Source organism: Stenotrophomonas maltophilia (assembly GCF_039555535.1).
Taxonomy (GTDB): Bacteria; Pseudomonadota; Gammaproteobacteria; order Xanthomonadales; family Xanthomonadaceae; genus Stenotrophomonas; species Stenotrophomonas maltophilia_Q.
Map to the genome: position 1 here is coordinate 3,454,020 of NZ_CP154630.1, position 20,729 is coordinate 3,474,748.

The window sequence follows — 20,729 nt, forward strand, 5'->3', positions numbered from 1 at the left end:
GATGCCGTTGCGTTCCCCGCTGATCCTCAACCTGGACGGTGGCGTGCTGCCACTGGCCCAGGCGCAGACCCTGGCGCTGCCGCAGTGGCACGACCCGCTGCGATTTGCCTGCAGCAACGGCACCCTGGATCGCTTCAGCACCGAGGTGCTTGCGCCGCTGCCGGCCCAGCTCGGCACAGTGATGCTCGGCAGTGGTGACTTCCATCACCTCAGCCTGCCGCTGCTGCGTCGCATGCGTGCACAGACGCCGTTCCAGCTGGTGGTGCTGGACAACCATCCGGACAACATGCGGTTTCCGTTCGGCATGCACTGCGGTTCGTGGGTGAACGCCGCCAGCAAGCTGCCGCAGATCTCGCACATCCATGTGCTCGGCATCACCTCCAGCGACATCGGCCTCTGCCATGCCTGGGAGAACCACTGGCGCCCGCTGATGGGCGGTCGCCTGACCTACTGGTGCATGGACGTGGGTGTGGGCTGGGGCCATCGCCTCGGCATGGGCCATGCGTTCCGCCGCTTCGAGCACCCCGAAGCGCTGGTGGCTGCGTTCGCTGCCGAACAGGCCAAGTCGCCACAACCCACCTACCTGTCGATCGACAAGGACGTGTTCGCCGAGGACGTCGCGCGCAGCAACTGGGACCAGGGCCGTTTCCAGCTGGAGGACGCGCTGGTGGTGATCGAGGCACTGCGCGCCGGCGGCCTGGTTGGCAGTGACATTACCGGCGAAGTCTCGCTGGCCAACTACCAGAGCCGCTTCAAGCGCTGGCTGTCGTCGCTGGATGGCCAGCCGGACATCAGCGCCGACGATCTTCCCGCCTGGCAGGCGCGTCACCAGCAGGTGAACCGCGAACTGCTGGCCGCGATGGCTTCGGTCCCGATGGCCTGCTGACCGCTGGCCGGCAATGCCAACCAAGGTTGGCAACTACCAGAGCCGGTAGAGCCGAGCCCACGCTCGGCTGGCGCCTTCTGTAGAGTCGAGCCATGCTCCACTGAGGGGACCGCGAGCAGCAGCCGAGCATGGCTCGGCTCTACACTGGGTTCCCACCTCGGAGCCGCCGCCATGCCCCAGACCGTCATCCCGCAGCTGCGCATGCGCCACGCCGACACCACCCTGCCGTTCTACGTGCAGGGGCTGGGCTTCGTGGTCGACTGGGAACACCGCTTCGAGCCCGGCTTCCCGCTGTTCGCCCAGCTCACCCGCGATGGCCAGACGATCTTCCTCACCGAACACAGCGGCGACTGCGAGCTGGGCGGCGCGGTGTACTTCATCGTCGAGGATCTCGACGCCCTGTACCGCGCCTTCAGCGCGGCCGGCGTGCCGATCGAACAGCCGCCGCACGACACCGAGTGGGGCAGCCGCGAGATGCTGCTGCGCGACCCTGACGGCAACCGGCTGCGCTTCGCCACCCACGTGGACTGAACGACGCCGGCTTGAGATGAATATACGAAACATATACGCTTCGTATATCCGCTCCTCGAGGACCGCCCATGGGCATCGTCAACATCGATGACACCCTGCACGACCAGCTGCGCCGTGCCTGCACCGTCTCCAGCCGCTCGATCAACGCCCAGGCCAACTTCTGGATCCGGGTCGGCATGTTGTGCGAGATGAACCCCACGCTGAGCTTCCAGGACATCGTCGCCAGCGAACTGCGCGCGGCCGGGGTACAGGCGCTGGCGCCCGGGCGGGCCTGACATGGCGATGATCAAGCAGCCGCACGAGATCGCGCTGATGGCCGAATCCGGGCGCCTGCTGGCGCAGGTGTTCGCCGCGCTCGACCGGTTGCCGCTGCAGGGCCGCAGCACGATGCAGATCAACGACTTCGTCGAGCGCATGATCGTCGACGAGCTGCAGGCGCGGCCGGCCAGCAAGGGCCAGTACGGCTTCCCGTACGTGCTCAACACCTCGATCGACAACGTCATCTGCCACGGCGTGCCCAGCACCACCGACGTGCTGCGCAACGGCCAGATCGTCAACCTCGACATCACCCTGGAAAAGAACGGCTACATCGCTGATTCCAGTACCACCTACCTGGTCGGCGAGGTCGACTACGCCGCACGCCGGCTGGTACAGACCACCTACCAGGCGATGTGGGAAGGCATCGCCGCGGTGCGCCCCGGCGCGCGGCTGGGCGACATCGGCCACGCCATCGCCCGCCACGCGCGCAGCCACGGCTACAGCGTGGTGAAAGAATACTGCGGGCACGGCATTGGTCAGGAAATGCACGAGGAACCACAGATCCTGCATTACGGCCATCCCAACACTGGCATGGTGCTGGAAGACGGCATGGTGTTCACCATCGAACCGATGCTCAACCAGGGCAAGCCGGCGATCCGCCAGCAGCCGGACGAGTGGCCGGTCTACACCCGCGACGGCAAGCTGTCGGCGCAGTTCGAGCACACGGTGGCGGTAACCCGCAACGGCGTGCGCGTGCTGACCCTGCGCCCTGGCGAAGCGCCTCTGTGCGCGGTGGACGCGGCCTAGAGCGGGCGCACCAGCAACAGTGTCGCCAGGCAGAACATGAAGGCCGCCACGGCGGCATCCAGCACCCGCCAGGCACCTGGCCTGCGGAACACCGGCTGCAACAGTCGCGCGCCATAGCCCAGCGCGCAGAACCAGGCCACGCTGGCCAGGCACGCCCCGGCGCCGAAGGCCCAGCGCAGGTCACCCGGATAGCGCGTGGACAGGCTGCCCAGCAGCACCACGGTATCCAGGTAGACGTGCGGATTGAGCAGGGTGAAGGCCAGGCAGGTCAGCAGCACCTGGCGCGCACTGCCGGCCTGCGCCTCGGCGGCGGCCAGTACGCTGCCACCGCGCCACGCGCGCAGCCCGGCCTGCACGCCATACCAGAGCAGGAACGCCGCGCCACCGAAGCGCAGCACCTGCAGCAGCAGCGGCCACTGCAGCACCAGTGCGCCCATGCCGCCCACGCCGGCCAGGATCAACGCGATATCCGCGCCGGCGCAGGCCAGCACCACCCTGCCCACATGCCGCTGCTGAAGGCCCTGGCGCAGCACGAAGGCGTTCTGCGCACCGATGGCGATGATGAGACCGGCGCCTGCGAACAGGCCGGCAGCGAAAGCGGTGATCCACATCAAGAACGGGCCAGGCAGCAGGAGGATGCGCAGGGTGCGGCCGATGGCCACCTTCAGGCAATCTTGTTTTTCTTTATCCTGTACAGAAAAACTGAAGAGGCGCCGGCGTGGACCTGGTACATCCGCAACTGTCCGCATTCGCAGCCGTGCTGGAAGAAGGAAGCTTCGAGGCTGCTGCACGCCGCCTGTCGATCAGCCCGTCGGCACTGTCGCAACGGATCAGGGCACTGGAAGACCGGCTCGGCCAAGTGCTGCTGGTGCGCCAGGCCCCGTGCCGGCCTACCGCCGCCGGTGAGGCGCTGCTGCGCCGCGTGCGACCCATGCAGGCCCTGGAAGCCGAGGCCCTGGCCGAGCTGCTGCCCGAACGCGGCAGCGACACCGGACGCATGCCAATCCCTCTGGCGGTCAACGATGACTCGCTCGATACATGGTTCGTGCCGGCCGTCGCCGACCTCCACCAGCGCCATGGCTACCTGTTCGACCTGCGCATGGACGACCAGGACCATACCCTGCAACTGCTGCGCGATGGCAGCGTGCTGGGTGCGGTCACGGCCGAAGGCCGGCCGGTGAAGGGCTGCAACGTGCACCCGCTGGGCGCCATGCGCTACCAGGCAATTGCTTCGCCCGGCTTCGCCCGCCGGTACTTCAGCGATGGCATGCAGGCCGCAACCCTGGCGCACGCACCGATGCTGGTGTTCAACCGCAAAGATGAACTGCAATGGCGCTTCGTGCGACGGCTGACCCGCGCCCGCCTGCAGCCGCCGCTACACTACCTGCCCTCCTCCACCGGTTTCGTCGAAGCCGCTGCGTGCGGACTCGGCTGGGGCATGGCCCCGGAAAACCTGGTCGCGTCCGCCGTGCGCGCCGGCCGGGTGGTGGTACTGGAACCCCGCCGCTGGCTCGATGTGCCGCTGTACTGGCAGCATGCCGCCGTGCGCTCAAGTACGCTGCAGCACATCACCCAGGCGCTGCGCACTGCGGCCAGCGGCATCCTTCGTTGAGGACAATCCGATGATCGCAGACCCGGGCTTCACGCCGCGCGCACTACCGTTTGCGCACTTCTTTACCACTGGGACGGCATGGGCGTGATCGGCCGACGTACAAGGATGCACCGGGCGAATGCCGCGCTGGCGCTGGCGCTGGCGACCTGCCTGCCAATTGCTGCGTCCGCGCAGAACAACAACGACGCACCTGCATTGGACTGGGAACAGGCGCGGCAACGCCTGGAGCAGGTCTCCGATGCACTGGCAGCCGCTGATGCAGCGGTACGCAACAAGCAGGACCTGCAGGACGCCACCCGCCTGCTGCGCCTGCCGGAGATCACCGGTGAAGTGCGCCGCCTGCAGTTCCAGAAGACCCTCACCCTGCCACTGGGCTCGCTGGCCCCCGTGGCTGAAGCCTTCGGCATCGATTCACCACTGTCGTTCACCGAGCGCGACTGGCGTACCCGTCCCGTCGTCACCGCGGTGCTGCCGCTGTACACCGGCGGCGTGATTCCGGCCGCTCAACGTGCCGCGAGCGCGGCCCACGAACAGGCCAGTGCCGAGCGCGAGGCACAGCGCCAATCGCTGACCGTGCAGCTGGCACAGGCCTATTTCGGCCAGCGCCTTGCCGAGCAGGCGGTGGACGTACGCCGTGATGTGCGCGATGGCTTGAATCGCCACCTGTCAGACGCAGAAAAGCTGGAACGCGAGGGCTTCGCCACCCGTGCCCAGCGCCTGCAGGCCACCGTGGCCCGTGACAAGGCCGAGCGCGAGTACCAGAAGACGGTGAACGACCTGGCCACGCTGAAGGCCGCGCTGGCCACGCTGCTGCGCAGTGGCGGCGAGGTGCAGCCGGTGTCGCCGCTGTTCGTGCAGCGCGTGCCGCTGGAACCCGTGACCAGCTTCGAGCGCACGGCGCAGGCGCGCCAGCCGCAGATCGCGCGCCTGCGAGCGATGGTGGCGCAGGCCGAACAAGGCGTACGTGTACAGCAGGCCAAGCTGAAGCCGCAGATCTTCGCCTTCGGCCAATACGACTTCCGCCGCCGCGACGAGATGCTGACCGATCCGGACTGGGCGTTCGGCATCGGCCTGAAGTACACCTTCCTGTCGCCGAACTCTCGGCCGGCGCAGATCAGCGCCGCGCGCGCGCAGCAGGAGCAGGCCGAAGCCGGCCTGCGCGAAGCCGAGAACCAGGTCGCACTAGGCGTGCGCAAGGCCTGGAATGAACTGGAGACTGCGCGCCAGCAGTACGTGCTGCTCGACAGCAGCATCGCCCAGGCACAGGAAAACCTGCGCCTGCAGGAGCTGGCGTTCCGCGAGGGCCAGGCTACTTCGCTTGATGTAATCGACGCACGGCTCGGCCTGGGCGGTGCCCGTGTCGAGCGCGCGCAGGCCGCCTACCAATACGATATTGCGTTGGCGCAGTTGCTGGAGGTCAGTGGACAGATGGACCGTTTTGAAGAATACCGGCGCCGTGCGGACGAGGTGATCGACCATGAGTGATGTGCTGCACGACGAAGCGAAAACGCCCCCGGGCAAGCGACGGCTGGGACCGATCCTGCTGGTGGTCCTGCTGGTCGCAGTGGTGCTCGGCCTGTGGCTGGCCTGGCGCAGCCCGGCCGATCAGATCCAGGGCATGGCCGATGCGGACACCATCAACGTGGCCGCCAAGATCACCGCGCGCGTGGCCGAACTGAAGGTGCGCGAGGGCGACCGCGTGCAGGCCGGGCAGGTGCTGTTCCTGCTCGACAGCCCCGAAGTGGCCGCCAAGGAACAGCAGGCGCACGGCGCTTTGGCCGCCGCACAGGCAGTGGCCGACAAGGCCGACGAGGGCGCGCGCAGCGAAGACATCCGCGCCGCCGAAGCGAACTGGAAGCGCGCAGAAGCCGGTGCGACGCTGGCCGAGGCCACCTACCAGCGCGTGCAGAACCTGTTCAACGAAGGGGTGATGACCCGGCAGAAGCGCGATGAAGCGCAGGCCCAGGCCACCAGCTCGCGCGAACTGGCGCGTGCCGCACGCGCGCAGTACGACATGGCGTTGGCCGGCGCACGCGAGCAAGACAAGCGTGCCGCGCAGGGCCAGGTGCAGCAGGCGCAGGGCGCGGTGGCCGAAGTCAACGCCGCCCGTGCCGAAGTCGAAGGACGCGCGCCGGTGGCGGGCGAGATCAACAAGCGCATGGCCGACCCGGGCGAACTGGTGCCGGCCGGCTACCCGGTATTCACCCTGGTCGACATCGATCGCATGTGGGTGGCGATGAACCTGCGCGAATCACAGATGCAGGGCCTGAAGGTCGGCAGCAAGCTGCAGGGCAACGTGCCGGCACTCGGCCTGGACGGCGAGTTCGAGGTCTACTTCATCAACCCTGCCGGCGACTATGCGACCTGGCGTACCACCCGCCAGTCGTCCGGCTACGACGTCCGCAGTTTCGAGGTGCGGGTGCGCCCGGTACGCCGCATCGAGGGCTTCCGCCCCGGCATGAGCGTGCTGTTCGCATGGCCCCAGCACTGAGCCCGGGCCGCGGCGGCTTCGCCGCCAGCTGGCGGCGCGAGCTGCAGTCACTGCGCGGCAACCGCGCTGACCTGCTGCTGGTCACCGTGCTGCCGCTGCTGATGCTTGCGGTGATGGCGTGGATGTTCACGCCTTCAGTGATGCGCGACATCCCGATCGCCGTGGTCGACCTCGATCACAGCAGTGACAGCCGCCTGCTGCTGCGCATGCTCGATGCCAGCCCCGGCGTGCGCATCGCCAGCCAGCCGGTGGACCTGGAAGACGCCCGTTCGCAGCTGCGCAGGCTGGACGTGTTCGCCATCGTGCTGGTGCCGCGCGATGTCACCCGGCAGGCGCTGCGTGGGCGACAGGGCACGGTGTTCGCCTATTACAACGCCACCTACATGACCACCGGCCAATCTGCGGCGCGCGATATCGGCGATGCGGTATCGGCCTGGAACGCGCGCCTGCTGCGCGAGCGCATCGGCCTGCAGGTCGGTCCGGGCAAGCTGCGTGCGGCACCGATCGCGGTGCAGTCGGACATCCTCTACAACCCGGCGCGCAGCTACGAATTGTTCCTGCTGCCGCTGATCTTCCCGGCAGTCTTGTCGCTGGTGCTGGCGCTTGCCGTGGCTGGCAGCATCGGCCGCGAGATCCGCGACGGCACCCTGCCCGCCTGGCTGGACCGCACGGCGTGGGCTGCGATTGCCGGCAAGGTCGCGCCGTACATCCTGTTGTTCTCGCTGTATGGCGCGCTCGGCATCGGCTACCTCGCCTGGCTGCGCGGTGATGGCGTGGCCGGCAGCGTACTTCTGCTGGTGCTCGCGCAACCGTTGTTCTACCTGGCCACCGCCGCCTACGCATTGTTCTTCGTCGGCGTGACCCGCGACATGGGTACCGCGCTGTCGGCGGTCGGCCTCAGCATCGGCACCGCGCTGGCATTCTCCAGCGCCACCTTCCCGGTGCTGGATGGCCCCCTGTTCACCCGCATCTGGCATCAACTGCTGCCACTCAGCGCCTACATCAAGCTGCAGACCCAGCAGCAGTTCATCGGTTCGCCGCTGCAGGTTTCGGCATGGCCGCTGGCCACGCTGTTGTTGATGACGGCGGTGGCCGGTGGCATCGGCGGCCTGCGCCTGATCGCCTTCGCGCGCACGCCCGAAGCCGCGCAGCCTGCGGGGACGGACGCATGAGCACACTCTGGCGCAGCCTGCGGCAGACCCTGATGGCGGTGCTCTGCGACCGCTACGCGATCGTGGTGATGGTCGGTGCGGTGATCCTGTACTCGTTCTTCTATCCAGCCGCCTACCGGCACCAGGTGGCCGGCAACCTGCCGGTGCTGGTGGTGGACGAAGACCACAGCGCGACCAGCCGCGAGCTGCTGCGCAAGCTCGACGCACTGCGCGTCGCGCGCGTGGTCGGGCAACCGGCGGACGTCGACAGCGCACGCCGGCAGCTCGAAGCCGGCCATGCCGAAGGCATCGTCGTGATCCCGGCCAACCTGGAGCGCGACATCCTGCGCGGCCATCCGGCCAAGCTGGTATTGCTTGGCAACGGTGCCTACCTGGGCCGCGCCAGCTGGGTGCTGGGCAGCGTAGCTGATGCGCTGGGTGCGTTCGGGCGTGATGCCGTGGTCGGCCAGGCCGCCTTCATGGGTCCACCGCAGGCACCGCCGGTCACGCTTGTGCAGCGCCCGCTGTACAACACGCAAGAAGGCTATGGCAGCGCCATCGTACCCGGCGTGGCCGAACTGATCGTGCACCAGACGCTGCTGATGGGCATCGGCGTCCTGCTCGGCGGCCGCCGCCTTGCACTCGGCCGGCGCCTGCGCTTCGACCTGCCGACGCTGGCGGGCATGGCATTGGGCTTCGGCCTGATCGGCCTGTTCGGCCTGTTCTGGTATGCCGGTTTCACTGCCTGGGTGCAGGACTATCCACGCGGTGGCAACCCGCTGGGCCAGCTGCTGGGTGGCACCCTGTTCATTGCGGCGACGGTGACCTTCGGCCTGTTCGTCGGCAGCTTCTTCCGCACCCGCGAGCGCGCCTTCCAGTACATCATCGCCACCTCGATCCCGCTGTTCTTCCTGGCCAACCTGTCATGGCCGGCGGTGATGACGCCGCAACCGCTGGTCTGGCTGGCACAGCTGCTGCCGACCACCTCGGGCATCAACCTGATGGTGCGCCTGAACCAGATGGACGCCCGCCTGGCCGACGTCAGCCACGAACTGATCACCCTCACCGTCCTGCTGCTGCTCTACGGCAGCCTCGCCGCCTGGCGCCTCCTCGCCCCAACGGGGACGGAGGGGATTAAGTCGTAAACGGCAAGGTTGAGGGATTGCGACTTGATCCCCTCCGTCCCCTATTCAGGGGTCGGGCGCGTACCAGAACGGAATGCGGTACTCGCGGCGTCGCTCCGGGCCGCGTTCGCCCCCTTCGGCATTCCAGACGAGGCTCAGGTCATGGCGTCCGGGTGCCAGCGTCGCCATGGGCAGATAGCCCACCAGGCCACGCATGTCGAGATCGCGGCGCTCCATCGGCATGAAGTCGTGCAGGTCAACCGGCGTGCCATCCAGCTGCACCCGCCACAACCGCGACAGGCACTCCACCGCTGCGCTGGCGGCCTTTGCGCCGGTCGCTTCATCGCGTGCGGCGGGCGAGGCAGTGCAGTGCTGGCGCGCCAGCGGGTTGTCGCGCTGGGGGCGGTGTGGAATGAACACACGCAGGCGTGAACCACTGATCGTGTCCGAAGGGATCATCGGATACGGCAGCAGCTGATCGTGCGCCGAACGCATCGATTCGTAGTGCGCGCTCAACATGCCGTGTTCGACGGCCTCGTCGGTCATCACCTGGTAGCGGTTGAACAGCGAGAACTTCACCGAGCCCAGCACCTGCACCGCGCCCAGCACCATGGCCACCATCACCGCCAGCAGATAGACCGCCATGAACGAACGCGAGCGCAGGTTGCTCTGCAGGGTCAGCTGCATGGTCTGCATCAGGCGCAGCAGGGGAATCCGTTGCAGGCCCGCCAGGAAGCGTTGCAGCCACCGCTGCAGGCCGTGATAGGCCTGGTCGCGCCGCTGCCGGCGCGCAATGACACGCTCCAGCAGTGCAGGAACCAGTGCGAGCACAAGCAGGCTGGCCAGCACGGTACCGACCACGATCATGGCCACACGGTCGGAACCGCCGGCAAGCGCACTGATCGCCATCGCCACGCACAACGTCAGCACGGCCATCACCAGGGTGCCGGCCAGCGTCTGCACCGCCAGCAGCGTGGTGGAAAAGAGCATGGTGGCCAAACGATCAGCGCGTTCGATGCTGCCGTCCAGGCCGCCGTCGCGGGCCTTGAGGAAGGCGCGGGATACCGGGCCCATCTGCGGCAGCCGTTCCCAGTCGATGCCCTTGGGGAAGTGCGATTTCAGCCCGATCAGGCCTATCCAGTAGCCGCGCACGGTCAGGTGCGCGATCAGCGCTACCGCCAGCACGTAACACATGCCCGCGCTGATGCTGAAACCAAACCACAGCACCTGGAAGTACATGCCTTCCGTGTGCAGGCTGCTGCGTGCCCACGCATCGAACAGGTAGCCTGGTACCGCCAACAGTGCGAACGCCAGCAGGCCAGAGATGAACAGTTCGAGCTCGTCGGTACGCTCACGCAGTCGGCCGAAGCGCGATGCAGCTTCCGGTGCTGGATCGACCTCGACAGCCGGCGCGCGCGACTCAGCCAGGGGTGATTCGTTCACTGGGCGTTCATCCGTTGAAGTCCGCGCAGTATAGACACCGGGCTGCGCTCCGCGATACGGGGCCGCTCAACGCCGAACGCCGGCACGGGGCCGGCGTTGGGGGAATACGTACTGCGGTGTGGAAGGGGAAACGAGGTCTGGCTGTAACCGATCAGCGGTAGACGCGTTCGCAGCGGCGTTCGACCACGCGGTCGCCGTTCTTCTGCTGGCTGTTGCCCTGGATCTGGCGGCCGGCCGCGCCGCCAGCTACGGCACCGGCCACGGTGGCCAGCTTCTTGCCATTGCCACCGCCCACCTGGTTGCCCAGCAGACCACCAATCACCGCGCCGGTGGCGGTACCGGCGATACGGTTGGGATCGCGCGAGTTGCGCTGCACTTCCACGTTCTTGCAGACCACTCGGCTGCCATCGTTGAACTTGCGTCCTTCGTCGCGCGGCCCGTAGGTCTGCGCGCCGGCAACGGACGTTGCTGCCAGCAGGGTGCCCAGCACAAGCAGTCGGGTCGAGGTCTTCATGGCCATCTCCTGAGGTCCGGTATGGCGCAAGTCTCCTCCCGGGGCTGGCAACCTGAAGTGAAATACGCGTGTCCGCCGCCTCATCGGCCATCGCGCGTTCAGGAAGAAAGTTGCGCCCATCGCGATCAGCCATCGCGATGGGCGCCGTCTCCCTACCGGCATGCGCTGTTGCTAGAACTCTTCCCAACCACCCGCATTGGCAGCCAACGTCGGCTCGATGCGCGGTGACAGCACCGCCGGGCGTCTCACCGGCGTGACCGAGGCCGCTACCGCCGCAAGCGCGCGCGGGACCGATACGGCTGCCACGGCTGCCCCGGTGCGGAACACCGACACCGCTTCGGTCAGAAGGTTGGCCTGCTCTTCCATGGAACGCGCTGCGGCGCTGGCCTCTTCCACCAGCGCGGCATTCTGCTGGGTGGTCTCGTCCATCTGCACCACGGCCTGGTTGACCTGTTCGATGCCCGAGCTCTGCTCCTGCGATGCGGCTGAGATATCGGCCATGATGTCTGTGACGCGCTGCACCGACGCCACGATCTCGCCCATCGTGGTGCCGGCCTGGCGGACCAGCGCCGATCCATCGGCGACCTTGCCGACCGAATCCTCGATCAGGCCCTTGATCTCCTTGGCCGCGCCGGCCGAGCGCTGCGCCAGTGTGCGCACCTCACTGGCCACCACCGCAAAGCCCCTGCCCTGCTCGCCGGCACGAGCGGCTTCCACTGCAGCGTTAAGCGCCAGAATGTTGGTCTGGAATGCGATGCCATCAATGACCGAAATGATCTCGGCGATCTTCTTCGAGGAGGCTTCGATGGCCGACATGGTGGTCACCACCTGGCCGACCACCTCGCCGCCCTGCGACGCGACACCGTGCGCACCGATGGCGAGCTGGTTGGCCTGGCGTGCGTGCTCTGCGTTCTGCTTCACGGTGGAGGTCAGTTCCTCCATTGACGCCGCCGTCTCTTCCAGGTTCGCCGCTTGCTGCTCGGTGCGCCGCGACAGATCGGTGTTGCCCGAGGCGATCTCGCCCGCCGCCAGGTTGATGCTGGACGCGCTGGACTGGATACGGCCGACAATCTGCTTGAGCTGATCGACGGTGGCATTGCAGTCATCACGCATGCGGGCGAACACGCCGTGGAAGTCGCCCTGCATGCGCACGGTGAGGTCACCGCGCGAGATCGCCTGCAGCAGCGTCGACACCTGCACCAGGTTCTCGTCGGTGGTCTGCATCAGGCGATTGAGCCCGGCCACCATGTCGCGGAAATCATAGGCGAAGCGATCTTCATCGCCGCGCAGGCTGAAGTCGCCCGCCGCCGCGGCCGTCGCCAGCCGGCGGATCTCGCTGTTGATCGCCGACAGGCTGGTCTTGGTCTCGTCCATGGCCTGGGTGATCGCCGCCTTCTCGCCCGGCAACGGATCCATGTCCACCGACAGGTCGCCACGGGCGTAGTGCTTCATCACTTCGATCAGCCGGTTCTGCACCTGCACGTGCGAGCCGACCAGCGCATTGGTCTCGTGCACCATGCGCCCGTAGTCGCCGGGGAAAGCGCTCTCATCCATGCGGTAGCTGAGGCTACCCGCATCGTGCTGGCGGGCCAGCTCGCCCTGCGCCGCCATCACCGCCTGCAACTGTGCCTGCATGCGCTGCATTGATCGGAGCAGCTGGGTCACCTCGTCGTTGCCGGAGGCGTCGATGCTGCTGTCCAGGCGGCCACCGGCAATACCGTCGGCCAGCTTCACCGCCCCTGCCAGCGGACGGGTCAGGCTGCGGGTGATGGCCCACGCCGCCAGTGAACCCAGTATCAGGCTCAGCACCCCGAACACGATCGACAACGTGCCGGTCCAGGATTCGGTCGCGCGGTACTCCTCGCGGCTGCGCGCTGTCAGCGCCTCCTGATGCCGCAGCAGGGTCGAGATGGCTTCATTCCAGGCCGTCGCCAGGCCATGTTCGGCCAGCAGTTCCTTGGCCGCGCCGTCGAAATCGCCGGCCCTCATGCGCTCATGCAGATGCTGGGTGGAAGCGTCGGTAGCCTTGCGCGCCGCCTCGATCTTCGCCACCAGGGTATCGCCGGTGGCATCACGTGGAATCTTGATGTACCTGGCCCAGATACCATCGTAGGTCTGCGACAGCTCCTGCGCCTTCTGATAATCCTTGTCGAAATCCTCGCCGCGCTTGATCACCATCAGCCGGCGATGCATCAGCACCGCGTTGTTGGTATCCAGCATGTCGTTCAACAGCCGCATCTTCACCATGTTGACGTCCACCACCTTCTCGAACTGGGCGGACTTCAGGTGATTCCCGTACAGCACGAGGCCAACGATGGCCACGATGAACAGCAGCAGCAGACCAAACCCGGCACCCAGCCGGGATCCCACTCGGAGGTTGCGTAAGGCGAGCATCTCAATTCCCTTGATCATGGCCGTACGATCGGTGGCGGCGCGACCGGGAGAATCTTTAAGAGCTTTTCCGCATATACCTTCGTGAATATCTTCAACTGCGAGGAAAATCGTGAAAAATGTATCTTAACCCGCATTCATATTCGAAACGATTATCTTTGATTTTCCACACCAGGAATCCTTTCATGCCCCTTACCCTGCAGATTGAAGGCAGTGCGATCCACGACATCGGCAGCCTCCATGCCGAACTCAACCGCGTGTTCATGGCAAGCGAGGACTGGCAGCTCGGGCCGAACCTGGATGCGCTGGACGACCTGTTGCATGGCGGTTATGGCGCGTTGGCTGGCCACGATCAGGTCACCCTCGTCTGGCGCGACATCGCACATAGCCGCGCGGCTCTGGGCGTCGATGCCACCCGCCGCTGGCTGCAGGCAAAACTCGACGGGCCGGGTCACTTCAACGCGCAGGCCATCACCCACCAGCTGCAGGCCCTGCAACGGGGCGATGGCCAGACCTACTTCGAGATCGTCATGGAGATATTCGCCAGCCACCGGCAGATCACGCTCATCCTGGCCTGATTGCGTGCCCCGCACGTACTTTGCTCATCATCGGCAGCGGCGTCCCCCAGCCCCAGCAGTTACCATGGACGGCCCTGTACCTGCTCCGCCGTCGCCGCCCTCCGGCGCGACCGGATGCCCTGATCCACGAGTGCCATGTCCAAAGACAAGTCCGCCGAACACACCCCGCTGATGAAGCATCAGGGGCGTATGTATTCCATCTATATGTTTTTTTGAGCCTTTTCCGAGAACTTATCCATTGAGGGCCACCATCGCTACACCACCACTACATAGCCCTTGAACCGTGGCCCGGCTTATAGCCTTCATCCTGGAGTCATCCCCCGACCTCCTAAGGACATCAAATGGCGGTCGCTAGACGCGCTGGGGGGACTGAACCCTTTCAACACTGAGGAGCCGCATGGGCTGATCGACATCATGACAGCGGCGCCGCCGCGGTTGGGCCCCTGAGCCGCCTTGACTTTCAACATCGCCCGCCCCTCGCTCTTCATGGCCGAGAAGCGATGCACGCGCTTTTCCCAGTGACCGAACTTCCGATCTCTTTCGGTGCGACTCCAATGACCGAGACTACGGTGGCTTTGGTTAGAATCCGATCCGATGGGCCGATTCTAGATAGAGCCCAGACGCTAAGAGAGAGACGGGTTAGGCAACATACAGGGGATAACATGGATTTCAGCGTTCCACGGAACCGGCCATTGGCCGAGCTTCTTTCTCAAGCCTGCAGTGAAGATCTGGACGTTCTGGCTGACTTGATCACCGACAACGGCAAGGGGCGGCTCGCGCTCAACTCTGGCATCAAGGCGCTCATCGTTAAGAGAAAGGCCGACGGGGCCCTTCAGTCGATTGCTGATGTCCTGGAAAAGGAGATCTGCGACTTCGGCGGCAACACCCTGATGAACACCTACCGGTCCTACGGGGTTGAATACTCGGAGCTAGTTAAAGACGTTGCTAAAAAGCTGGGTAGCAAGATCCCAGAGGGCGCCGACGTCTATGCTCTCGAAGAGTTGGCCCTTGCGGGAGCCATCGGGAAATACTCGCCCGACGATGCAACTCCAGAGGGCGCTCGCGAGACCACGCCGAACTCGGTCATCGACGAGGTGGTGCAACAGCTAGTCCAGAACGCAGGGAGGGCAACAGGCTTGGCCTCCGCTGGTGGAGTAGCAGGCTTTGCATCCGCTTTGGGCGCTCGTGCGGCATCGCTTGTCGCAGGCCCTGTCGCTGTTGGGGCCGCGGGATACTCGCTCTACGAAGCGACAGGCCCAGCATTCCGCATTACAGTGCCAGCTGTTCTCCAGATCGCCAAAATTCGTCGCAAGCGCATTGACGCCGATTTCCAACACTATTCCGAGAGGCTGAAAGCATGTCTGTGACCAATGCGGAGCTGGCGCGTGGTCTGCCCAAGCTCCAAGATATCCTTGCGCGTATCGCCTCTAAGGAGCTGAACGTTTTTGGTGGCGTGGTGCGATACGCCGCGGGAACTGGCAAGGGGGGCCAGATCGCCGCGCACCTTGTATTCCCGAGCGACCCGCAGCAGGCCCAGCAGAGCATTTCCCAGCTGCAGGCCGCCATGCAACAAAGCATGGGCAACCTTCAGGGCGGCATTGATGTCCTCCAACAGAGCATGGGCTCACTTCAGGCCCTGCAGATGGCAAACCTCGCCATGGCTGGCTTGAACCTGGCGGTCACAACCGCAGGCTTCGTCATTGTTTGTAGAAAGCTCAACAAGATCAGTGGCCAAATCGAGTCCCAGTCCGCTGGCATAGCCCAGACATTTCAGCTGGTGAGCGAGGCCCACGAGCGTAGCTTGCTGATGGATGAGGCGAGGTTCCGCGGCCTGGTCCTGGCTTGCCAACAGCACTTTGAGGAAGGCGACACGGAGCTCCTCAAGCACAAGATCCAAGATTTCCACGAGCAATACCAGTTCACCAAGCTGGTGTTGCAGCGCCACGCAGTTAAGGCAGCAAGCAACAACGAAGCTCGCTTGATTGATATCCAGGTTCTCCAAGACCGCCTAGTGAACCTTGGCCTGTTCCTCTCCCATATCCAGACCAAGGTGGGAGCCCGCGAGCGCGGGCAAGAAACCCTTCGGAACCTTGCGCAGGATCTGGAGGAACTCAACGGGAGCCGCGTGCAGGCCTTGACCTCGGATCGCCAGTTCGCTTTCAGCATCACCGAAGATCAGCTGAGCAAGGTGACTTCTTTCATCCAACAGGGGCAGCAAGCCATCCCTGCCCTTACCTACCAGGCCGACCTTCTCGCCCTCGAACACTTCGATGTCGACGCTGTGAACGAAGCGGCGACGACAGGAGAGATCGTGGTGATTGCGGCGTAGTCACCTGGATTGACTTTTATTTGATGCGTGCTATTAACTAAATGAGGCATGCTTTCTTACCTCCCCATGCCTCATTAAGCCCCCGCCCCCGGATGACTCGGGGGCTTTTTATTTTTTTCGCCTTGCGCTTTCCATACAATCCACTATCCCTGAAAGCATCCAACGATCTTTCTGGGAGGAAAGCATGCAGTCCCGATTTACCATCACCGCCATCCTGGCTTGCCTGGCCTTGGCCGGGTGTTCGACCGTTCAACCCAAACCCAAACCCAAGCCCAGCACCCCTTGGATCTACCAAACCCCTAAGCCGCACGGCGCCATTTACCGGTTCTTCCATCCGAAAAGTGAAAGGATGTGGAAAGGGGTTTCCCCAGCGCTGCGGGAAAAGGTTGAAGCCGTCCAAGCTCAACTCGCAGCAGAGGGCTACGACGTCCGCCCGGTCGAGGGCTACCGTTCGCCAGAGCGGCAAGCTGCGCTACTCGCTTCAGCTTCTAATGTCACGACGGTTGGTGCCTACAGTAGTTGCCACAACTTCGGCCTCGCATTGGATGCCGCCGTTTTCGTCAATGGCGAGCCGAGCTGGAACCTGGACGATGCCTATGTAATGGCCGGCTATCAACGCTTTGGCGAGCTGGCGGAGATCGTGGGGCTGAACTGGGGCGGCCGGTGGACCAACCCGAAAGACTATCCCCACGTCGAACTGAAAGCCGAGTGCGGCCAGGCCAAGTGGGCCTACCGGCAGGGACGCAAGCCGGGCGCGTTTCCTCCAGTGACCGGGACACCCTCTTCTGAAGTGCTGGCCCGGGCGCTGGCTCCGGCCTGGTGTCCTGCTGGCATGGAAACGGAGTGTCTGGCGTGGGGCAATGAAAACCGGATGGCCTGGAACTGGACGCTCCCGCGTCGGGTTTGTTTTGCGACCTTTCCTAACACATTGAAAAAGATCGGATGATCGCCTTGCGGAAATGAAATCGCCTGCTATGGATGAAGTATCAATCCATACTCGGAGGGTTTTCATGGCTTCGCTTCGCATTTCGATTTTGACGGCTTTGATGGGGGCCGCGTTGTTTTCCTCACCATCGTTTGCTCAAACCGCCACGGGGACCGGGGCCACGGCTTCGGACCCCAACTCGACGGCGACCGGGGAATACGCCCAAGCCTTAGCCCCGAATGCCACTGCAACGGGGGCCTATGCCAATGCCTCCGGGAACGGGGCCGTCGCCACCGGTGTTCAAGCCAACGCCTCCGCAGACAACGCAGTGGCGTCGGGCACGAATGCCCAAGCGTCCGGCGCGAACTCCATTGCGATGGGCCAAGCCGCGAATGCCACGGCGGTGAACGCCGTTGCGGTAGGCACGCTGAGCTACGCCGGGGGCGAAGCGGCCATGGCCCTAGGAGCGCAATCCGCGGCTACCGGCGTCCATTCCTTGGCGGCTGGTGTCCAGTCACAAGCCAGCGGGGACCTCTCGTTGTCGCTGGGCTACTTCAGCCGGTCGCGAGGCAACTCGTCGTTGGCTCAGGGCACCTTGGCAGAAGCCAACGCGGATCATGCAGTCGCCATTGGCTCCTCCACGGTCGCCGACGCGCGCCAGTCTGTCGCACTGGGCGCCGGGGCAGAAGCACGAGCGCAAGATTGCGTCGCCCTGGGCTCCCATAGCCGATGCTGGGCCAGCGACGAAGTCAGCGTGGGATCCACTTCTGAGGACGGAGGCCAGAGCACCCGCCGAATCACCAACGTCCGCGCCGGCACCTCGGACACCGACGTCGCAAACCTTGGACAGGTCCGTCAGGCGGCCCAAGCGCTGGGCGGCGGTGCCACGTTCGTCAACGGCAACTTTGTCGCGCCCATCTTTCAGTTCCGTAGTGGAGCCACCTACAACACTGTCGAGGCCGCTATGGATGATCTTGATGGTCGCTTGACTGTCCAAGAGCAGAATCCAGGCGGTGGCTCGGGCACGCCAGGCCCGCGTGGCGCAGATGGGTTGAGCGCTTACGAGGTGGCGTTGGCCAACGGCTTCCAAGGCAATGAACAGGCTTGGCTGGCAAGCCTAAAAGGGGAGCCAGGGGTTCAAGGGCCTGCCGGCACCGATGGGATGGATGGAACCGCCGGGACCGGCGCGGGCTCGACTGTAAAGGCGGGCAAGAACATCGAAGTCACCGAGAGCGCGGATGGCACCCAAACCGTGGCGGTCAGCGACAACGTTCAACTGTCTGACGCGGGCTCGGTCCAGGTCGGCCAGACCACGGTCAACGCCCACGGCGTGACGGTTCAGGGCGGCGCTTCGGTGACCACTTCGGGCGTCAACGCGGGCAATCAGCGCGTGACCAGCGTGGCTCCGGGGCGCATCGAACGCGGGTCCACGGATGCTGTGAACGGTGGGCAGGTCTACGAAATGCAGCAGGTGTGGGATGACCGCTGGGTCGATACGGACCGCCGCCTGCGGCACCAGGATCGCCGCATCAACGGCTTGGGCGCGCAACTCGGCGCGATGAGCCAGATGGCCACCGCTGCGGCGCAGAACGGGGGCACGGCCGTTGGCCTGGTGAACCTGAACGTGGGCGTGGGATTCTCGGGAGGCAGTGCTGCAATGGCCGTGGGCTGGGGTGCTCGGGTGTCTGAAAAGGTCAGCGTCTCGGCGGGCCTGTCCTTCGGCTCTGGCAACAAGCCGGTGGCCGGGCTTGGGATCAGCATCAACCTGGGGCGTTGATAACGATTGCGTGGGTGGAAAAAGGAGGTGATCGATCTCGGCAAGGGCCCTTCGGGGCCCTTGTTCGTTGGGCCTCTTGACGAAACCCGCCTTTCTTTTATGGGTATGTAGATATACCCATTTACGGAGGGCCCTTGAACTGGAAACGCAATCAGAAATACCTGCCTCGCTCACGCCATCTCTACGGGTTGTTCTTTGACAACGGGTGCTGCTACGTGGGGCAGACCGTCGATTTAAAGCAACGCGAGCAGCAGCACCGCAGTGCTCGTGGGGGCTGGCAGGGGCGCCGATTCTCGTTCGTGCCGCTGTCGAGCATGACGGGCACCCAGGCCAATGCGGAGGCTCACGAATACGCGTGGCGCTACAAGGCCTTTCAGCATGGCTGGCGAATCTATAGCAAGCCGCCGGGCCTCATCATCCGCAATCCGCGTCGCCGCACCACGGGGCACATGAAGTCATTGGCTGCGGGCTATACGTGGCCTGGTGCTGCGCCAACGCCGGCTGGGGGTGGGAGCATGGGGAGCAGCGGGATTGGGTGGACGGTGTTCAAGTGGTGTTTCGTCTACCCCGGTGTCCTGCTGCTGGTGCTGCTGGCCTTTGGGATTGGTCGGTGAAGCGAGGGCTCAAATAGGAATCGCTCGTATCGCCTACAAACTGCCTAAAGAAATCTGTTGCGCGCCTACGGAACGTGTCCTAAATATGTTGCCCTCACAAACAACAGGGGCTTCAATGACACTGCAACACGGATGGCAGGCTTGCCGAAACTGCCACGCTTCCAACAGCGATTTGCGCGTTGAGGGGCCATGGCATCTACGCGCCAATCCAGGCTACTGGGGCACCAGCGAGCCCACGGTTCTTGTGCTGGGATTCTCCAAGGGCGCCACTCAGATTTCCGCCTCTCAGTCAGGTAACTTCGACGGGGTTGCCTTCGCCGGCATGCGCCCTCGCCTACGCCAGGTTCTGGATGCGCTGGGCATCGACCTGGGAACGGAGACAGTCGATCAAGCCCTCTCGGCGTCAAGCCGTTGGCTGGGTGCCGCGTCGCTGATTCGCTGCGGCCTCTCGCTGGACATCGACGGCAAGCTGACCACCAGCGGCACCATCATGCCCAAGGCGGCTTCGGCGACGTTCACCCGGCAGGTCACGCGCTCCTGTGTGGAGCAGCACTTGAGCCCGCTGCCTGCCAGCGTCGAAAAGGTGGTGATGCTGGGAACCACGGATGCCTACATCAAAGGGGTCAAGGCCCTGATGGCAGACCGGTTCTCCGACTACCGGAACATCAACGAGGTGGCATTCACTGCGCAGGGCCGGACCTGGGTCTTCGCTGCGCACCCGAGCCCCGCCAACGGTGAGTTCAAGCACTGGCTGGGCGGGGACATGGGATCCGCGTCAGGGCGAAAGCTGCAGCTGGCTCTTAAGGCCCTTGGCTCAGCCCCTGTGGTGCCATCTGCAATCGCACCGACCGTTGCCGTTACAAAGCCCCCACGCCCCACTGCATCAAGCACTCCAACCCAGGCCCCAGTCGCCAAGGACAGCATTCCGATGACCAGCACCACCAATGACCGCTTTGCCCAGACCTTCCACCTGGTCCGCGGAGATGGGAAGAAGGTCGTTCCTGTCATGATGAAGAACAAAGACACGGGACGCGTGGCTTTCCGCCTGGCAAAGCAAGGGAATACAAAGGATGGAACGGTTGAAGTCACTGACGAGGCAGACCTCCTTCGCAAGTGCGAAAGCGGCCTCTACCAAGTCAGGGCGCAACCTTTGGACAAGTCGTCACCTGCCAACTTTATCCGCCCGCTTCATAACCACCGAATCGTGAAGAACCGAGCTTGATACGGGAGCAGGGGCCCGGCGGAAGCCGACGCCCACCCGCCTTTCCTCTTTCAGACTGCGGCGGCGAGTAGCCGCC

Annotated in this window: 20 protein-coding genes; 16 read left to right on the forward strand and 4 right to left on the reverse strand. The window is 64.8% G+C overall.

Annotation, left to right across the window (positions count from 1 at the left end):
• Position 1: 1 nt before the first annotated feature.
• The 4 genes from AASM09_RS16010 to map all read left to right on the forward strand — a co-directional run bounded on the left by AASM09_RS16010 (position 2) and on the right by map (position 2,482).
• The gene (locus AASM09_RS16010; protein ID WP_049429584.1) at positions 2–886 is read left to right on the forward strand and encodes a hypothetical protein; all 885 of its coding nucleotides are present in this window, start codon (positions 2–4) and stop codon (positions 884–886) included.
• A gap of 171 nt (positions 887–1,057) precedes the next feature.
• Positions 1,058–1,417: a bleomycin resistance protein gene (locus AASM09_RS16015; protein WP_049429583.1), complete on the forward strand. Its 360-nt coding sequence runs from the start codon at positions 1,058–1,060 to the stop codon at positions 1,415–1,417.
• Between the two features lie 68 nt (positions 1,418–1,485).
• A complete protein-coding gene (locus AASM09_RS16020) occupies positions 1,486–1,692 on the forward strand; it encodes a ParD-like family protein (protein ID WP_049429582.1) in 207 nt (68 codons plus the stop codon).
• A gap of 7 nt (positions 1,693–1,699) precedes the next feature.
• Positions 1,700–2,482: a type I methionyl aminopeptidase gene (gene map, locus AASM09_RS16025; RefSeq protein ID WP_049429604.1), complete on the forward strand. Its 783-nt coding sequence runs from the start codon at positions 1,700–1,702 to the stop codon at positions 2,480–2,482.
• Here the strand turns inward: map and AASM09_RS16030 are convergent.
• Positions 2,479–3,093, reverse strand: a complete 615-nt coding sequence (locus AASM09_RS16030; protein WP_049429603.1) for a LysE/ArgO family amino acid transporter — start codon at positions 3,091–3,093, stop codon at positions 2,479–2,481. The genes map and AASM09_RS16030 overlap by 4 nt on opposite strands.
• Before the next feature lie 107 nt (positions 3,094–3,200).
• Here AASM09_RS16030 and AASM09_RS16035 point away from each other — a divergent pair, with 107 nt between their 5' ends.
• The 5 genes from AASM09_RS16035 (at position 3,201) to AASM09_RS16055 (ending at position 8,881) form a co-directional block, all read left to right on the forward strand.
• Entirely contained in the window at positions 3,201–4,094 is an 894-nt protein-coding gene (locus AASM09_RS16035) for a LysR family transcriptional regulator ArgP (protein ID WP_100443647.1), read from the forward strand.
• A gap of 78 nt (positions 4,095–4,172) precedes the next feature.
• Complete coding sequence (locus AASM09_RS16040; RefSeq protein ID WP_049426715.1) at positions 4,173–5,579, forward strand: TolC family protein; 1,407 nt, start codon at positions 4,173–4,175, stop codon at positions 5,577–5,579.
• Entirely contained in the window at positions 5,572–6,585 is a 1,014-nt protein-coding gene (locus AASM09_RS16045; RefSeq protein ID WP_049426714.1) for an HlyD family secretion protein, read from the forward strand. The genes AASM09_RS16040 and AASM09_RS16045 overlap by 8 nt, the downstream gene beginning before the upstream one ends.
• Positions 6,570–7,757, forward strand: coding sequence for an ABC transporter permease (locus AASM09_RS16050; protein WP_049426713.1), 1,188 nt, complete (start codon positions 6,570–6,572; stop codon positions 7,755–7,757). Before AASM09_RS16045 ends, AASM09_RS16050 begins: the two co-directional genes overlap by 16 nt.
• Complete coding sequence (locus AASM09_RS16055) at positions 7,754–8,881, forward strand: ABC transporter permease (protein ID WP_049426712.1); 1,128 nt, start codon at positions 7,754–7,756, stop codon at positions 8,879–8,881. The genes AASM09_RS16050 and AASM09_RS16055 overlap by 4 nt, the downstream gene beginning before the upstream one ends.
• Positions 8,882–8,926: 45 nt before the next feature.
• Here AASM09_RS16055 and AASM09_RS16060 read toward each other — a convergent pair whose 3' ends face one another.
• The 3 genes from AASM09_RS16060 to AASM09_RS16070 all read right to left on the reverse strand — a co-directional run bounded on the left by AASM09_RS16060 (position 8,927) and on the right by AASM09_RS16070 (position 13,211).
• Positions 8,927–10,303 carry a hypothetical protein gene (locus tag AASM09_RS16060; protein ID WP_049426711.1) on the reverse strand — a complete coding sequence of 459 codons (1,377 nt, stop codon included), beginning with the start codon at positions 10,301–10,303 and terminating at the stop codon, positions 8,927–8,929.
• A gap of 151 nt (positions 10,304–10,454) precedes the next feature.
• On the reverse strand, positions 10,455–10,823 hold the full coding sequence (locus AASM09_RS16065; RefSeq protein WP_049426710.1) for a glycine zipper 2TM domain-containing protein: 369 nt from the start codon (positions 10,821–10,823) through the stop codon (positions 10,455–10,457).
• 165 nt (positions 10,824–10,988) lie between these two features.
• Complete coding sequence (locus AASM09_RS16070; RefSeq protein ID WP_049426716.1) at positions 10,989–13,211, reverse strand: methyl-accepting chemotaxis protein; 2,223 nt, start codon at positions 13,209–13,211, stop codon at positions 10,989–10,991.
• A gap of 182 nt (positions 13,212–13,393) precedes the next feature.
• On the opposite strand from AASM09_RS16070, the gene AASM09_RS16075 reads away from it, so the two are divergent.
• From AASM09_RS16075 to AASM09_RS16105, 7 genes are all read left to right on the forward strand, one after another.
• Entirely contained in the window at positions 13,394–13,786 is a 393-nt protein-coding gene (locus AASM09_RS16075; protein WP_049426709.1) for a barstar family protein, read from the forward strand.
• Positions 13,787–14,448: 662 nt separating this feature from the next.
• Positions 14,449–15,153, forward strand: a complete 705-nt coding sequence (locus tag AASM09_RS16080) for a hypothetical protein (protein ID WP_343368485.1) — start codon at positions 14,449–14,451, stop codon at positions 15,151–15,153.
• Positions 15,144–16,115: a hypothetical protein gene (locus AASM09_RS16085; RefSeq protein WP_343368486.1), complete on the forward strand. Its 972-nt coding sequence runs from the start codon at positions 15,144–15,146 to the stop codon at positions 16,113–16,115. The genes AASM09_RS16080 and AASM09_RS16085 overlap by 10 nt, the downstream gene beginning before the upstream one ends.
• Before the next feature lie 184 nt (positions 16,116–16,299).
• Entirely contained in the window at positions 16,300–17,061 is a 762-nt protein-coding gene (locus AASM09_RS16090) for a M15 family metallopeptidase (RefSeq protein WP_343368487.1), read from the forward strand.
• A gap of 64 nt (positions 17,062–17,125) precedes the next feature.
• Positions 17,126–18,817 carry a YadA-like family protein gene (locus AASM09_RS16095; RefSeq protein ID WP_343368488.1) on the forward strand — a complete coding sequence of 564 codons (1,692 nt, stop codon included), beginning with the start codon at positions 17,126–17,128 and terminating at the stop codon, positions 18,815–18,817.
• Positions 18,818–18,951: 134 nt separating this feature from the next.
• Positions 18,952–19,431: a GIY-YIG nuclease family protein gene (locus AASM09_RS16100; protein WP_343368489.1), complete on the forward strand. Its 480-nt coding sequence runs from the start codon at positions 18,952–18,954 to the stop codon at positions 19,429–19,431.
• Positions 19,432–19,546: 115 nt separating this feature from the next.
• Positions 19,547–20,653, forward strand: coding sequence for a hypothetical protein (locus AASM09_RS16105; protein ID WP_343368490.1), 1,107 nt, complete (start codon positions 19,547–19,549; stop codon positions 20,651–20,653).
• Positions 20,654–20,729: the final 76 nt, after the last annotated feature.